Source organism: Janthinobacterium aquaticum, assembly GCF_009208565.1.
Lineage (GTDB): Bacteria > Pseudomonadota > Gammaproteobacteria > Burkholderiales > Burkholderiaceae_D > Janthinobacterium.
In genome coordinates, this window is the sequence record NZ_WFLK01000004.1 from 250,002 (window position 1) to 264,082 (window position 14,081).

General features: G+C 63.3%; 13 protein-coding genes. 5 read left to right on the forward strand and 8 right to left on the reverse strand.

Annotated elements, in window-relative coordinates; translation table 11 throughout:
• Position 1 precedes the first annotated feature (1 nt).
• The gene (locus GCM43_RS08885; RefSeq protein WP_152243310.1) at positions 2-1,615 is read right to left on the reverse strand and encodes a methyl-accepting chemotaxis protein; all 1,614 of its coding nucleotides are present in this window, start codon (positions 1,613-1,615) and stop codon (positions 2-4) included.
• Positions 1,616-1,853: 238 nt separating this feature from the next.
• Positions 1,854-2,915 (reverse strand): M29 family metallopeptidase, encoded by a 1,062-nt coding sequence (locus GCM43_RS08890; RefSeq protein ID WP_152243312.1) that lies wholly within the window; start codon positions 2,913-2,915, stop codon positions 1,854-1,856.
• Positions 2,916-3,118: 203 nt separating this feature from the next.
• Here GCM43_RS08890 and GCM43_RS08895 point away from each other — a divergent pair, with 203 nt between their 5' ends.
• A complete protein-coding gene (locus GCM43_RS08895; RefSeq protein ID WP_226929406.1) occupies positions 3,119-3,565 on the forward strand; it encodes a hypothetical protein in 447 nt (148 codons plus the stop codon).
• Positions 3,566-3,617: 52 nt separating this feature from the next.
• Here GCM43_RS08895 and GCM43_RS08900 read toward each other — a convergent pair whose 3' ends face one another.
• Complete coding sequence (locus GCM43_RS08900) at positions 3,618-3,872, reverse strand: hypothetical protein (RefSeq protein ID WP_152243314.1); 255 nt, start codon at positions 3,870-3,872, stop codon at positions 3,618-3,620.
• 46 nt (positions 3,873-3,918) lie between these two features.
• The gene (locus GCM43_RS08905) at positions 3,919-4,224 is read right to left on the reverse strand and encodes a hypothetical protein (protein WP_152243316.1); all 306 of its coding nucleotides are present in this window, start codon (positions 4,222-4,224) and stop codon (positions 3,919-3,921) included.
• Here GCM43_RS08905 and GCM43_RS08910 point away from each other — a divergent pair.
• Together GCM43_RS08910 and GCM43_RS08915 are read left to right on the forward strand one after the other, a co-directional pair.
• Positions 4,211-4,804, forward strand: coding sequence for a hypothetical protein (locus GCM43_RS08910; protein WP_152243318.1), 594 nt, complete (start codon positions 4,211-4,213; stop codon positions 4,802-4,804). The genes GCM43_RS08905 and GCM43_RS08910 overlap by 14 nt on opposite strands.
• A gap of 146 nt (positions 4,805-4,950) precedes the next feature.
• On the forward strand, positions 4,951-5,280 hold the full coding sequence (locus GCM43_RS08915) for a hypothetical protein (protein WP_152243320.1): 330 nt from the start codon (positions 4,951-4,953) through the stop codon (positions 5,278-5,280).
• Between the two features lie 46 nt (positions 5,281-5,326).
• Here GCM43_RS08915 and GCM43_RS08920 read toward each other — a convergent pair whose 3' ends face one another.
• The 4 genes from GCM43_RS08920 to GCM43_RS08935 form a co-directional block, all read right to left on the reverse strand.
• Positions 5,327-7,318 carry a tetratricopeptide repeat-containing diguanylate cyclase gene (locus tag GCM43_RS08920; RefSeq protein ID WP_226929407.1) on the reverse strand — a complete coding sequence of 664 codons (1,992 nt, stop codon included), beginning with the start codon at positions 7,316-7,318 and terminating at the stop codon, positions 5,327-5,329.
• A 207-nt stretch (positions 7,319-7,525) separates the two neighbouring features.
• Positions 7,526-9,274, reverse strand: coding sequence for an ABC transporter ATP-binding protein (locus tag GCM43_RS08925; protein WP_152243657.1), 1,749 nt, complete (start codon positions 9,272-9,274; stop codon positions 7,526-7,528).
• A gap of 40 nt (positions 9,275-9,314) precedes the next feature.
• Positions 9,315-11,066 carry an ATP-binding cassette domain-containing protein gene (locus GCM43_RS08930; RefSeq protein ID WP_152243322.1) on the reverse strand — a complete coding sequence of 584 codons (1,752 nt, stop codon included), beginning with the start codon at positions 11,064-11,066 and terminating at the stop codon, positions 9,315-9,317.
• Between the two features lie 157 nt (positions 11,067-11,223).
• Positions 11,224-11,907, reverse strand: a complete 684-nt coding sequence (locus GCM43_RS08935) for a phasin family protein (RefSeq protein WP_152243324.1) — start codon at positions 11,905-11,907, stop codon at positions 11,224-11,226.
• Positions 11,908-12,225: 318 nt separating this feature from the next.
• On the opposite strand from GCM43_RS08935, the gene GCM43_RS08940 reads away from it, so the two are divergent.
• The gene (locus GCM43_RS08940) at positions 12,226-13,500 is read left to right on the forward strand and encodes an amidohydrolase family protein (protein WP_152243326.1); all 1,275 of its coding nucleotides are present in this window, start codon (positions 12,226-12,228) and stop codon (positions 13,498-13,500) included.
• Between the two features lie 32 nt (positions 13,501-13,532).
• Positions 13,533-14,054: a GNAT family N-acetyltransferase gene (locus tag GCM43_RS08945; protein WP_152243328.1), complete on the forward strand. Its 522-nt coding sequence runs from the start codon at positions 13,533-13,535 to the stop codon at positions 14,052-14,054.
• The last annotated feature ends 27 nt before the right edge of the window (positions 14,055-14,081 follow it).

Consider the following 14,081-nt stretch of genomic DNA (forward strand, 5'->3'; position numbering starts at 1 on the left):
CTCAGGCGATGGCCAGCTGCTTGCGTGCGGCTGGCCTGGCCAGGCGCTGTGCACCGGCCGTTGCCGCATGGGTGCGGAACACGCTCATGGCCTGGGCCAGGTCGCCGGCCTGCTGCTGCATGCTTTCGGCAGCGGCCGCCGACTGTTCGACCAGCGCCGCATTTTGCTGGGTCATCTGGTCCATCTGCGTAATGGCCATATTGACCTGTTCGATACCGGCGCTCTGTTCGGCGCTGGCAGCGGTGATTTCGCTCATGATGTCGGCCACCTGCTGCACGCTGCTGACGATTTCACCCATGGTCTTGCCGGCTTCGTCGACCAGCGCGCCGCCCTGCTCGATCTGCTGCACCGAATCGTTGATCAGGATCTTGATTTCCTTGGCGGCGCCAGCGCTGCGCTGGGCCAGGTTGCGTACTTCAGTAGCCACCACCGCAAAGCCGCGCCCCTGTTCGCCGGCGCGCGCCGCTTCCACTGCCGCGTTCAGCGCCAGGATATTGGTCTGGAAGGCGATGCCGTCGATGACGCCGATAATGTCGGCGATCTTGCGCGAGCTGTCGCGGATGCCGTTCATGGTGCCCACGACCTGTTCGACCACGCTGCCGCCGCGGCCGGCCACGCCGCTGGCGGTAATGACCAGCTGATTGGCCTGGCGTGCATTGTCGGCATTCTGGCGCACGGTGGAGGTCAGTTCTTCCATCGAACTGGCGGTTTCCTCGAGCGAGCTGGCCTGGTTTTCGGTGCGGCTCGACAGGTCGGCATTGCCGGCGGCGATTTCCTGCGAAGCGGTATTGATGGTGTCGCTCGAGGTGCGTACGTGGCTGACCATATTGGCCAGCTTGCCGTTCATGTCGGCCAGCGCATGGAGCAACTGGCCCGACTCATCGCGCGCATGGCTGGTCAGGGTCGAGGTCAGGTCGCCGTCGGCCACCTGGCGCGCCAGTTGCACCGCCTTGGCCAGCGGCACCGTGATCGAGCGCGCCAGCAGCCAGGCGCAGGCAAACACGAACAGCACCATCAGCCCCGTCAGCGCCAGCATCAGGTTGCGGCTCTGTTTGTAGATCTGCTGGATTTCTTCGGCGCGGCGGTTGATATCGTCACGCTCGTATTGCAGCAGTTCCTTGATCTTGTCGGAATAGCCTTTGGCGATCTGGACATACTTGCTATCGACCAGTGCCGAGGCGCGCTCGGCTTCACCCTGTTTTTTCAATGCGAAGATTTCATCGCGCGAGGCCAGGTATTGCTTGCGCAGGTCCATCAGTTCGGCCCAGATCCTTTTTTCTTCCGGGGTGTTGATGGAAGGTTCGATCAGCTTTTGCAGTTCGGACGAGCCTTTTGTTGATTCCACTACCTCGGCAGCAAAAAAGTCGCCCAGCGACGTATCGCTGCTCTTGGCGATGGCCAGGCTGCGGCGGATACCTGAAAACACATTGCGGTACCAGTCGCTGATATAGCGCTCGCTGGCCAGCGGCTCTTCGAGCAACTGCTTGCTCGCGTCGGCGACCGCACTCAAGCGCGTGATGCCTATCCCGATGGCGAAAATCGAGCACAGCAGCACGACTGCAAAACCAAGCAGCAGGCGCCGGCCGATATTCATGTTGTTGATCCAGGTGGGCATGACAGATTTCTCCAGGTGTGGTCAGTAGGATGCTGAAAACCCGACCGTAGCATCATGGTGAAATGGCGGCAGGAAAACAGCGTGCCGCGAATATATATTAAGTACTTTCCACAGAGAAAAATTTATTCAAAATGAATGCATTATTGGCAATTAACTGTTGTATGTACGCCGAAGTTCATTACAGAACAGTGTTATTTCGGTGCGGTTATCTGCAGATGCGACAAAGTGCCGTGTTGGCTCAGTCAGGCTGCAATTGCCAGGCGCCGTTCTGGTAGACGCGCTCGTCGTCCAGATAGACCGCTTCGGTCACGGCAAAGATATCGACGTGGTAACGCGCATCCTTGCGCTTGAACTGCGGCTTGGTGTAGACGCCATGCTTGGCGCCCAGAGACAGATGAATGCCGCACATGCGCTCGTACGTGCCGATATCGTTGACCAGCAGCTCGCGTGAAAAAGCGCGGTTCATGCCAAAGCCCAGTTCGCGCACCCACACTTCGCCCTCATGGGCGCGGATAATGTCGAGCATTTCCAAAAAGGCCGGGGTGGCGTTTTCGGTGCCGGTCACGCGGCCTTTTTCAATGATCAGGGTAATTGGCGACTCGGGGCGGTTGACCATGAAGTGCGTATCGCCAAACACAAAGATGCGCACGCGGCCGTTGACCGCTTCGAGGTCTTGCGCTTCCGTAAACACTTCGCCCAGCGGGAACTGGCCGCCGATATTGTTCATGCCGCTGTAGTCGCCGATATTGAGTTTGGCCGACTCGAACGGCGAGGCAAACACCAGCTGTTCGCCGCCGCTGTCCACCATGCCGTGGCGGGCACGGTCGATGCGCGCCTTGAGCGCATGGCCAACGCCGCGATAGTAGGCCGGATCGTAAGCGAGCGAGGCAATATAGTGCAGGCCCTGCACGCCGGGCATGCGCGACAGATGCACATGCTCGATCACTTTCAGGCCGCGCTTGAACAACTCGATGCGGATGCGGAACGCTTCCAGGCGAAAACTGGTGGACTGGATCAGCACCACCAGACTGCCGGCCGGCAGTTGCGCAAACGTTGCCAGCACGGTGTCGGGCGTGACTGCGTCAAAGTCGATCACGCTGGCCTGCGGCAGCGCGCGCCGGTACGCTTCGGTCAGCACCACATTGAGCCAGCTGCGCGTGTCGCATACCACCAGTGCCGGCTCGTCAGGGCGGTGACAGATGGCCAGCGCCAGCAAGTCCGCCACATTGCTTGCCGCCACATCGGTGGCGGCGGCATTGATGGCGTCAAGCCGGCTGGTATCGGGTTCTGGAAGCGTCATGATCAGGTGCTGGTGCGGTCAGGGAAGCTGCGCATTATAAGCCGGCGCCGGCGCAGCAGCCATTCTCCATTTGGCGCAGCTGTGGCCAGCCGTCGTGGTGGTGACTGGTATGCTTGTATAGTGCTTTACGGCAATGTATTATTTGAAGCATAGCGAAAGCCGAAGCCAGGCACGAGAACAGCAAGCAGAAAGAGTGTGATGCGATGAGTCTATTAGGACAAGATATTCCCATGGAGCGGCCCGATGCGGACGGCCGCGCAGCCTTGCTGGTGCCGGTAGACGGCATCAAGGAAGATGTCCTGATGACGATACGCAAAGGTGCCGCCATTGTCGGCTTTGCCAATCATGACCGCACCGTCACCATCTATTTTGAAAGCAACCGCTTTGACGACCCGGTGCTGGCCAAATGGGAGCACAAGGCGCGCAAGGCCTACGACCGCCTGGTCGACAACGCCCCCACCGTCTCCAAGCTGACCACCAGCCCGGCCAATTTCGAACAGATCGGCTATATCAACGGCAAGGGCATCACCATCCGCCGCATGGACAGCCTCAAGCGCTGGCTCGCCTATTCCGACGCGCTGGCGTCGTGCCCGGAAAACGAGATCGTGCCGCGCACGGTGATTCCCAAGGCTGACGCTGTCAAGGTGTAAGGCGCTGGCGTAATCCGACACCACCACGGTTACGGCCAACAATGTTGTCGGATTACGCGGGGCTTTGCCCCGCCTGCGCGGCCCGGCTAATCCGACCTACGTGACCAGCCACCACGCGTTCACCCATCCTCAGTTCGCCGGCCGCTGGCGATGTGGCTTCCTGGCCGCGCCAGCACGGGTCGGCCAGTTCGGAGCAGGCCACGGCGATGGCCGAGGCAACGCCAGCGACGGTAAATTCCGGCGCGCCTGAACCGGCGCCGTGCCCACGCCAGGCTGGGGTAAGATGGCAGGTGAGTCCGGCAGGCAAGCCGGACACATCCAGGAAAAGGTTGGAACGTGTTGGAAAAAGTAACTCAAGTTTGCATTAACGCCGCCTGCGGCCGGCCTTTGCTGCTGCGCGTGGCGTATTGCCCATATTGCGGCACGCCCCAGGTTGCGCCGGCGCCTGTACCCACGCCAGCGCCAGCGCTCAAGCCGCCGCCCGTGCCAAGGCCGGCGCCAACGCCGATGCCGGCCGCTGCCGCTCCCGGCGAGGCGCCGGCGGCAGCGGAAAAAGCATTTGTCGCCATCGACCAGCCTGCGCCGGCCAAAGCGGCTCCGCCCAGGCCGGCCACGGCCCGCTCGGTGCCGCCGCCGCGACCGCCGGTGCGCTTGCGCACGTGGCTGCTGGCGGGTGCTGCGCTGGCCGGCATCTGGTTTGTCAACAAGCCGGCCGACAAGCCGGCCAGCGTGGCCGATCAGGTCAAACAAGCTGGCGTACTGGCGCGGCAATGCGATCTCGATGGCGCGCGCGCGGTGCTGGCGCAATTGAAGGCGGCCAAGGCGCCGTCGGCGCAAGTGAAGCAGGTGCAAGCGGATATCAGTAATGCCGCTACCAACTGCGGCAAACAGCAGCGGCGCGAGCAGGCGCGCGAACAGCTGACGCTCGATGTAGCGCAGGCGTTGGACGCCGGCAAGCCGGCGCAGGCCGCCACCCGCCTGGCTACCCATGTCAAGCGCTGGGGCGACGACGCCGATACGCTGGAACTGGACGCGCGCATCAAGGTGGCGCTGGCCAGCGCACAGCTCGACGCTGCCGACGCCTGCCTGGCGCGCGCCGACCATGGCTGCGCAGAAAAGAGTTTGCTGGCCGCCGAGCGCTACAAGCGTCCCGAGCTGGCGGCGCGCACGCAGGCGACGCGGGCGGCCTTGTCAAAGCTGCTTGAGAGCGCCTTGCTGGACGCGCCGGCGGGGCAATAACGAGGCAAAAACGCAGCAGAAACGCCTGCTTACAATTGCGTGCCAAAACGCCAGTTCTTATGTGCGTTAGCGTACTCTTCAAAATATTTCCCGCGTGTATATTGAAGCCTGATCTGCTGGTTTTAATAACAATGAAAGGGAATATCATGAAAGTACGTAACAACCTGATGACGCTGTGCGCGGCTGGCATGATGGTGGTCGCACTGGCCGCCTGCCAGAAAAAAGATGACATGTCGACCAAGGGTCCTGCCGAGCAGGCCGGTGCGCAGATCGATGCGACCGCTGCCAAGGCCGAAGCTGACCTGAAAGCCGCCGCTGCCAATGCCGACGCCAAGATGAGCGAAGCGGCTGCCAAGACCGATGCCAAAATGGATCAGGTCGCTGCCGACGCTGACAAGAAAATGAGCGAAGCGGCCGATGCGGTAGGCAAAAAGGTCGAGCGCGCCGGAGAGAAAATCCAGGAATCGGCCAAGTAAGTCCGGCTGATGGGGCAATAAGTGGCGAGGCCGGCTAATGCTGGCCTCAGCCAATCGCCCTGCACGGTGGCCCGAGCGCCGTGCTGCCACCCAAAATCACTTGCAAGTCCACAAAGCCATCGCGCCACGCGCGTTCCAGATCCTGCTCGATCGCTTCGAGCGTGGTCTTTTCCAATCCATGAAAGCCTTGCAAGCCATAAGCGCGGTTGCGTCCATGCGCCTTGGCCAGATACAGCGCCATGTCGATCAGATTGACGCTGCGCTCCCATGACAGCGGCTGGTCGTGCGGCGTCAGCGGATACGGCGCATAGCCGATCGATACCTGCACCCTGACTGGCTGGCCCTGATAATGCACCGTCTGCGCGGCCACGCCGTCGAGCAGGCGGCGCGCTATATCGTCGAGGCCGTCGTGCGTAATCGACGGCAGGAAAGCAAGGAATTCCTCGCCGCCCCAGCGCACGATCATGTCCGTTTCGCGCAATACCTCGTGCAGCGTGTCGGCGATGGTGGTCAGCACCAGGTCGCCGGCCGCATGGCCGCAGCTGTCGTTGATCTGCTTGAAATGGTCGACGTCGAGCAGGAACATGGCGCCGGTGTGCGTGCCGGCGGGATTGCGCACTGGCGCATGGCTGCGCATGAACTCCTGGAAGTGGCGCCGGTTGTACAGCGTCGTCAGCGGGTCGCGCGTGCTCTGGTGCTGCAGCTCCAGGTTGCTGACTTTTAATTGCACATTGGCGTGGCGCACCTTGCGGTACAGCAGGCCGACGATCACGGCCGCCAGCGCCAGCACCAGCGCCAGCAGCCACCAGACGCGTTGCTGCAGGCGGCGATTGTCGATTTCTGTGCTCTTGACCTGGTTTTCATGGCTGAGCAATTCGATCTGGCGCTGCTTTTTTTCCGTCTCGTATTTTTCCTGCATCTCGTAGACGGTCTGCTGGCGCTGCTTTTCAAACAGCTGGTTCGAGATGGCGCGCTCGCGATGGTAGGCTGTTACAGCGCCTGGCATGTCGCCGGCTTTTTCCAGCGCCATGCCGTATTCCAGCAGTACCGGTTGGATATCGGGCAAGCTGCCCTGCCGGTCGTAATAGGCCAGGCCCTTTTCCACGCTTTGCCGGCCCTCGGCCAGGCGGCCCAGGCCAATTTGCGCCAGGCCGATATTGAGGTAGGCGGTCGCTTCGACCTGTTCGTTTTTCACCAGGCGCGCCGCAGCAATGGCTTCGTTGGCGTAGCGCAGCGATTGCTGGAACTGCTCCTGCTTCAGATAGCTGTCCGACAGGTTGACCAGCGTGGTGGCCACCATGCTCCTGGCGCCCAGCTGACGCTCCAGCGCCAGCGCGACGAGCAGGGCACGCTGGCCGCGTACCGGCTGCTGCGCATCGAGCGCCAGGCCGTATTCGGTATTCTTGGCCTGCGCCATGCGCCCGGGCGAGCCCAGCTTCTTCGTCACAGCCAGCAGCTCGTCCAGCACTGCAAAGCCCTTGTCGTATTCGCGCATCTGCGTGTACAGCAGCGTCAGCGCGTTCAGCGCCGAGGCCAGGCTGGTTTGCGAGCCCGATTGCCGGCCCAGGTCGACTGCGGCCTGCAGCTTGGCCAGCGCGGCAGGAAAATCGCCTGCCTCGGCCCACGACTGGCCGGCGCTGATGGTGGCCTGCACGCGCAGCGGCAGGTCGGCGGTGCGGCTGGCGATGCTTTCCGCTTCAAAGGCCAGCAGGTGCGAGGCGCGCCGCTCGTTGCGGGCAAACGTGATATAGGCTTTGCTCAGCACGCCCTTGGCCAGCGTAACGTTGTCGTGCTGCTGCCTGCCGTCGGCGATCAGTTCGTCGGCCAGTTGCATGGCGGCCTCGGTCTGTCCCAGGCGCATGCGTGCGTGGCTCAGTTGCGTCAGGAATTCGGCGCGCAGTGACAGCTCGGCGCTGCGTGCCTGTTGTTCGACATCAAGCAGGCGTTGCAATGCGCGCGCCGGTGCGAAGCGACCGTCCTCGCGCACATCGGCCAGGCGCTGCGCCAGTTCGGCGCTGGCGCTGGCGGCCAGCGGCAACAGGCATGCAGCGGCCAGCAGCCAGCGTGCGCCGCACCGGACTTGCCACCGTGATGTCGTCTTGACTCCGCCTGCCAATGCACCGCTCCCGCTGTTACTGCATGACCATGTTCACTGCAAGGATTATATGCCGTTGCAAGCTGGAAAGATCAAGCCGCGTGGAGTTTTCCTTAAAAGTGCACATTTCACAACATGGAGCGCTCAAGCTTATGCGGCCAGTTGCTGAAGCAGGTACAGGCGCTGGTACAAGCCCTGTTCGATTTGCATCAGTTCATCGTGCGAGCCGGCCTCGGTAATGCGGCCATGGTTGAGCACGATAATCGTATCGGCTTCACGAATGGTCGACAGCCGGTGCGCGATGGCGATAATGGTGACCTTGCCGCGCAGCTCGTTCAGGGCCTGCTGCACGATCTGCTCGGTCTGGCTGTCGATGCGCGAGGTGGCCTCATCGAGCAGCAGGATGCGCGGCTGGCCGGCCAGTGCGCGGGCAATCGCGATCAGCTGCTTTTGCCCTGATGACAGGCGCGAGCCGCCTTCGCCCAGCATGGTGTCGTAACCGTGTTCGAGCGCGGCGATAAAGTCGTGCGCATGCGCCGCGCGCGCGGCCGCCTCGATCTGCGCCTGCGTGTAGCCGCGGCCCATGTCGATGTTTTCGCGCGCCGAGGCGGCCAGCAGGAACGGGTCCTGCGGCACCAGCCCCACTTCGGCGCGGAAGTGAGCATTGTCGATGCTGTCGAGCGCCATGCCGTTGATGGCAATGCTGCCCTGCGAAACCGGATAAAAGCGCAGCAGCAGCGACAGCAGGGTCGACTTGCCGCTGCCGGTATGGCCGACGATGCCGAAAAACGCGCCCTGCGGGATGGTCAGCGACAGATCGTGCAGCACCGGCTGTTTTTCCACATAAGCAAACGTAAGGTCGCGTATGGCCACGGCCGGCGTATCGGCCGACGCCGTGACAGCGCTGCTCTGGCGCGCGCTTTGCTGCGCATGTTCGGGCGCCTGCGCTTCGTCGAGCAGGGCCGAGACGCGCGCGGCCGCTACCACCGACTGCTGCAGCTGGCTGAACTGCATGGTGATCTGGATCAGCGGCTCGATCACGCGTGCGATATAGCTGATGAACGCGTACAGCACGCCCACTTCGACGGCGCCCAGTTCGCGCCGGCCAAAGCTGAAAATCACCACCGCCAGCAACACGATATTGAGCATATCGAGCGCCGGGCGCAGCAGCCAGGCGTTGGCGCGCAGTTCATGCATGCGCGCCTTGTAATGGTCCTGGTTGATGCCGGCAAAACGCTGGCCGAAGCGGCGCTCGGCGTTATTGGCCTGCAGTACGCTCATGCCGCCAATCGACTCGGCCACCTGGCCGTTGATCTCGCTGCGCAGCGCGCGCGCGTGGGTCACGGCCGGCGCACTCCAGCGCTGGTACAGGAACACGATCACCAGCACGGCCGGCAGCAGTGCCAGCACGATCAGCATCAGGCGCCAGTCGAGAAACGCCATCGCGGCCATGGTGCCGATCAGCACGATGGAGCTGTCGAGGATCACGAACAGTACCTGCACATACAGCGACTTGACCGCTTCGGTGTCGTTGGTGACGCGGCTGACCAGCTGGCCGGTAATGGCGCGGTCGAAAAACGCCATCGGCAGTTTCAGCACATGCTGGTAGACGTTTTCACGCAGGCGCTGCACCGAACGCATGGCCAGGCCGGACAGGCGCACCAGTTGCAGGTAGCGCAGGCCGCTGGCGGCCCAGCCGGTCAGCAGCACGCCGCCCAGCAGCAGCGACATGCGGGTCCAGTCCAGCTGGCGCGGCAGCAGATGCTGGTCGATCAGCGCCTTGCCCAGGATCGGGCCCATTACTTCCAGGCCGGCGGCAAGGATCAGCCAGAAGGTGGCCCAGTTCAGGTGGCGCAGGTCGGGCGTGGCGGCGCGGCGCAATAGTGCCAGCGCCTGCATGGCCTGGCGCCGCACCGAGGCGCCGTCGCCGTTGGCGGTGTCAGTTGTCTTCAAGGCTGGCCTCCAGTTGTTGATAGCGCCATTGGCTGGCGTACCAGCCGTCGCGTTCCAGCAGTTGCTGGTGGCTGCCCGACTCGCTGATGCGTCCGCCGCGCAGCACCAGGATCAGGTCGGCGTTGACCACCGCGCTCAGGCGGTGGCTGGCAATAATGGCGCTGCGCTCGGGGCGCGCACGGCGCAGTTCTTCAAGGTGCTGCAGGATGCGCGTTTCGGTGCCGGTATCGACGGCCGACAGCGCATCGTCGAGCAGCAGCAGGCCGTTGTCGGCCAGCAGCGCGCGTGCAATGGCTACGCGCTGGCGCTGGCCGCCCGACAGGGTAATGCCTTTTTCGCCGACCTGGGTGGCGTAGCCCTGCGGGAACTGCACGATATCGTCATGGATATCGGCCAGGCGCGCGGCGCGTTCGACATCCTGCCGGCTCGCCTCGGGGCGCGCCAGCGCAATATTGTCGGCGATGCTGGCCGAGAACAGGAACGACTCCTGCGGCACCCAACTGATCGCTGCGCGCAGCGCATGCAGGGTGTAGGCGTCGAGCGGCTGGCCGCTCCAGGTGGCGCTGCCCGTTTGCGGCGTGACCTGGCGCAGCAGCACGCGCAGCAAGGTGGTCTTGCCGCTGCCGGTCGGGCCGACCAGGCCCAGCGTCTGGCCCGGCTGCAGCTGCAGGTCGATCTGCGACAGCGCCGGCACGGTCTGGCCAGCATAGGCGTAGCCGACCTGCGCCAGTTGCAGCGGGCCGGGCGTGACGGCCGCGATGGCGCCATGGTCGCCAATGGCCAGCGGCGCGTCGAGCATCGGCTGCAAGCGCTGCCAGGCGGCGCGGCCGCGCTCGATCAGCGACAGCACCCAGCCGGCTGCAAACATCGGCCAGATCAATTGGCCCAGATACATTGAAAAACTGGTCAGCGCGCCGACCGTCAGCTGGTTGTGCCAGACCAGGTAGCCGCCCAGGCCCAGCGTCAGTGCGGTGGCCGCCGTCAGCGTCAGTCCGACCGCCGGCTCGTAGGCCGCCTCCCAGCGCTGCGCCGTCAGGCTGGCGTTGGCCGCATGGCCGGCCAGCGTGGAAAACTGCGCGCTGCTGCGCTGTTCCAGGCCCAGCGCGCGCAGCGTGCGCACGCCCGTCACGGTTTCCTGGACATGGTCGTTGAGCGCCGCAAAGCGCTTGAGCGAATCGGTCGAGGCGGTATGGATATGGCTGGAAATGCGCCAGAAAGCCAGTCCCATCAGCGGGAACGGTAGCAGCGCAATCGAGGCCAGGCGCCAGTCCACCCCCAGCAGCATAATGCCCAGCACCATCAGCAGCGTCAGCGTGCCGTCGAAGCCGGCCAGCATGGCTTCGCCGGCCGCCATTTCAATCGCATCGATATCGTTGGTGGCCAGCGCCATCAGGTCGCCGGTGCGCTGGCCCTGGTAAAACGATGCGCCTTGCTGCGCCATGCGCGTGTAGAAACGCGTGCGCAGCATCACGCCCAGCTGGTAGGCCGCCTTGAACAGCGTGATGCGCCAGCCGACACGCAGGAAATAGATCATCACGCCCACTGCGAGCAGGGTCAGCAGTTCCAGCCACAGCTGTTGCGTGCTCATGGTATGTGCGGCCAGCGCGTCGATAATGGCGCCGACGCGGCGCGGTATCCACACCGTCAGGGTGGCCACGCCGGTCAGCATCACGGCGGCGGCGGCGTACGATGGCCAATGCTGGCGCACGAAGCTGGCGATTAGCCTCGATAAACTCATGGTTGCCTTTGCTTGTAGTCGGAGAGCCGCGGGGCGGGAGCGCGAGCGCGGACGGGAGAGCCGTAGCATACAACAAGGCAAGAAAATGCGCTTCGGCAACCAAAAGCAAAAACGGGCCGTAGCCCGTTTGCGTGGATGCAGGCCGGTACTCTTACTTTTACCTTTTCTTGCCGCCCTTGACCACCGGCACAGGACCAGTCTTGCTGACCGGTGCCTTGATACGCGATATCGGCAGCTCGGTTGCCTCGGCGGCGGCCAGCACGGCCGATTCCGGCACTTCGAGCTTGAGCGGTTCTGTTGGCGGCGCCACCGGTGCCGAGGCGGCCAGCGGCAGCGGTGCCGGCTTTATTTCGTCCTGCACTGACAGTACGGCAGCCGGTGCTTCGACCGGCTCGTCGGCAACAATAATGACAGGCGCCAGTTGCGCTGGCGCTTCGGTCGTGCTGACAGCGGGCGCGGCAATCAGTTGCACCTGCACCGGCACAGCTGTGTACGGCGTCGCTTCGGGCAGGTCGAGGCGTGCCTTGGCCGAAGCCAGCAGTTCAGCGTGGGTGGAGGAGGCAATGCCGTACAACTGGCGGCCGTAGGCCAGCAGGCTGTCGATATTCGGTTTGGCCTGGTTCACGCCAAAACTGAAAAATTCGCGTGGGTCTTGCGTTTCAAGCAGGTGCTGGGCGGTAGCGGCCGTGTGCGACAGGGCGGCCTTGCCGGCGTTCAGGTTCAGGGCGATGACTTTTTCGGCGCCATCGAGCACGGTGCTGGCAACTTTGCCAAATAGTTGCAACTGCGTATCAAGGTGCGATTTGGCGGCGCTGGAAAATTCCTGTGGAAGCGAAAACATATTTACTCCTTGTCGGGATTAAAATGCTGGCAAGACGCGCTGCAGTGCAGCGGACGTTTTGTCTGGCTCATGCGCTGCCGGCAAATGATCGCAAGGCTGGCGACAGCTGGATTTTGATGCGATGCAATATGGCCATTCTAGCGGCGTTTGGCGTTGTTTGAAAGTTATTTTGTATCGTGCTGTGGTCTGCCTGCCGCCATTTCCCGTACTGTGTGGCTAAGTGCAGGGGCTTTGAGCCAGCGCAAGGCTAGATCGGAAAAATTGTGGCAGGCCATGCTGCGTGCACTGCAACATGGTCACTATCTAGACAGGAGTTACATGCAAACCGTTATCCGCAACGCCAGCCTGCCCGACGGGCGCACCGGGATCGATATTGCCATCAACCATGGCCGCATAGCCGAAGTTGGTCCTGCCTTGCCGGTTACCGGCGCGCGCGAGATCGACGCCGGCGGCGACCTGGTCACGCCGCCGTTTGTCGATGCCCATTTCCATATGGACGCCACGCTCAGCTTTGGCCTGCCGCGCGTCAATGCCTCCGGCACTTTGCTGGAGGGCATTGCGCTGTGGGGCGAACTCAAGCCGCAACTGACCCAGGATGCGCTGGTCGAGCGCGCGCTGCAGTATTGCGACTGGGCGGTGGCGCGCGGGCTGCTGGCTATCCGCAGCCATGTCGATATCTGCGATCCGCGCCTGCTGGCCGTCGAAGCGCTGCTCGACGTCAAGCGCCAGGTAGCGCCGTATCTCGACCTGCAGCTGGTGGCGTTTCCGCAGGACGGCATCCTGCGCAGCCCCGGCGCGTTCGACAACCTCAAGCGTGCGATTGCCATGGGCGTCGACGTGGTGGGCGGCATTCCGCATTTCGAGCGCACCATGGCCGACGGCGCCGAATCGGTGCGCCTGCTGTGCGAATACGCGTGCGAGCAGGGGCTGATGGTCGACATGCACTGCGACGAGTCGGACGATCCGCTATCGCGCCATATCGAAACGCTGGCCTACCATAGCCAGCGCCTTGGGATGCAGGGCCGGGTGACCGGCTCGCACCTGACGTCCATGCATTCGATGGACAATTACTACGTGAGCAAGCTTCTGCCCTTGATCCGCGAAGCGGGCGTGGCGGCGATTGCCAATCCGCTTATCAATATCACGCTGCAAGGGCGCCACGACAGCTATCCCAAGCGGCGCGGCATGACGCGCGTGCCCGAGATGCTGGCCGCCGGCATCCCGGTGGCGTTCGGCCACGACTGCGTGATGGACCCGTGGTACAGCCTCGGTTCGGGCGATATGCTGGAAGTGGCGCACATGGGCCTGCATGTGGCGCAGATGACGGGCCTGCAAGCCATGCACGAATGTTTTATCGCCGTGACCGAAACGCCGGCGCGCATCCTGGGGCTGCAAGGCTATGGCCTGGCGCCGGGTTGCCATGCCGACCTGGTGCTGCTCGATGCCGCCAGTACCGTTGAGGCGCTGCGCCTGCGTGCGGTGCGCCGGCTGGTGATGCGGCGCGGTGAAATCGTCAGCGAGTCGCCGCCAGCCAGCGCGCGCCTGGCGCTGCCCGGGCGCCCGCAGCACATCAATTTTCGTCTGGGGCGTTGAAAGCCCCAGGCCATTTTTTCAGGAGACCCGATTTGGACGACATTACCATCCGCCCGGCCCAGGAGGCTGACTTCGAGGCCATGTGGGCCATTTTCAGCACGCTGGTGGCCAATGGCGACACCTATGTGTTTGGCGCCGGCACCACGCGCGAAGCCTGCCACGCCTACTGGTTCGGTCCCGGCGTGCAGAGTTTCGTGGCCATGATGGGCAACGAGCGCCTGCTGGGCATGTATAAACTGGTGGCCAACCAGCTTGACCATGGCAACCATGTGGCCAATGCCTCGTTCATGGTCGATCCAGCCGCGCAGGGCGTCGGCGTGGGCCGCCTGCTGGGCGTGCACTGCATGGATGAGGCGCGCCGCAGCGGTTTTCTGGCGATGCAGTTCAACTTTGTCGTCAGCACCAACCTGGCCGCCGTCACGTTGTGGAAAAAGCTGGGCTTTACCATCGTCGGCACGCTGCCGCTCGCGTATCGCCATGCGCAGCTCGGTTATGTGGACGCGTATGTGATGCACCAGCTGCTGGTCGATCCGATGCAGTGGCCGTCCAGTTGAAAAATAGTATTTGAAAACTGGCCGCTT

Bases quoted from the DNA above. Each gene is read 5' to 3' on its own strand.
- GCM43_RS08915 (WP_152243320.1), top strand. From the start codon at position 4,951: ATGAAAGTACGTAACAACCTGATGACGCTGTGCGCGGCTGGCATGATG.
- GCM43_RS08930 (WP_152243322.1), bottom strand. From the start codon at position 11,066: ATGAGTTTATCGAGGCTAATCGCCAGCTTCGTGCGCCAGCATTGGCCA.
- GCM43_RS08935 (WP_152243324.1), bottom strand. From the start codon at position 11,907: ATGTTTTCGCTTCCACAGGAATTTTCCAGCGCCGCCAAATCGCACCTT.
- GCM43_RS08885 (WP_152243310.1), bottom strand. From the start codon at position 1,615: ATGCCCACCTGGATCAACAACATGAATATCGGCCGGCGCCTGCTGCTT.
- GCM43_RS08940 (WP_152243326.1), top strand. From the start codon at position 12,226: ATGCAAACCGTTATCCGCAACGCCAGCCTGCCCGACGGGCGCACCGGG.
- GCM43_RS08895 (WP_226929406.1), top strand. From the start codon at position 3,119: ATGAGTCTATTAGGACAAGATATTCCCATGGAGCGGCCCGATGCGGAC.
- GCM43_RS08890 (WP_152243312.1), bottom strand. From the start codon at position 2,915: ATGACGCTTCCAGAACCCGATACCAGCCGGCTTGACGCCATCAATGCC.
- GCM43_RS08925 (WP_152243657.1), bottom strand. From the start codon at position 9,274: ATGCAGGCGCTGGCACTATTGCGCCGCGCCGCCACGCCCGACCTGCGC.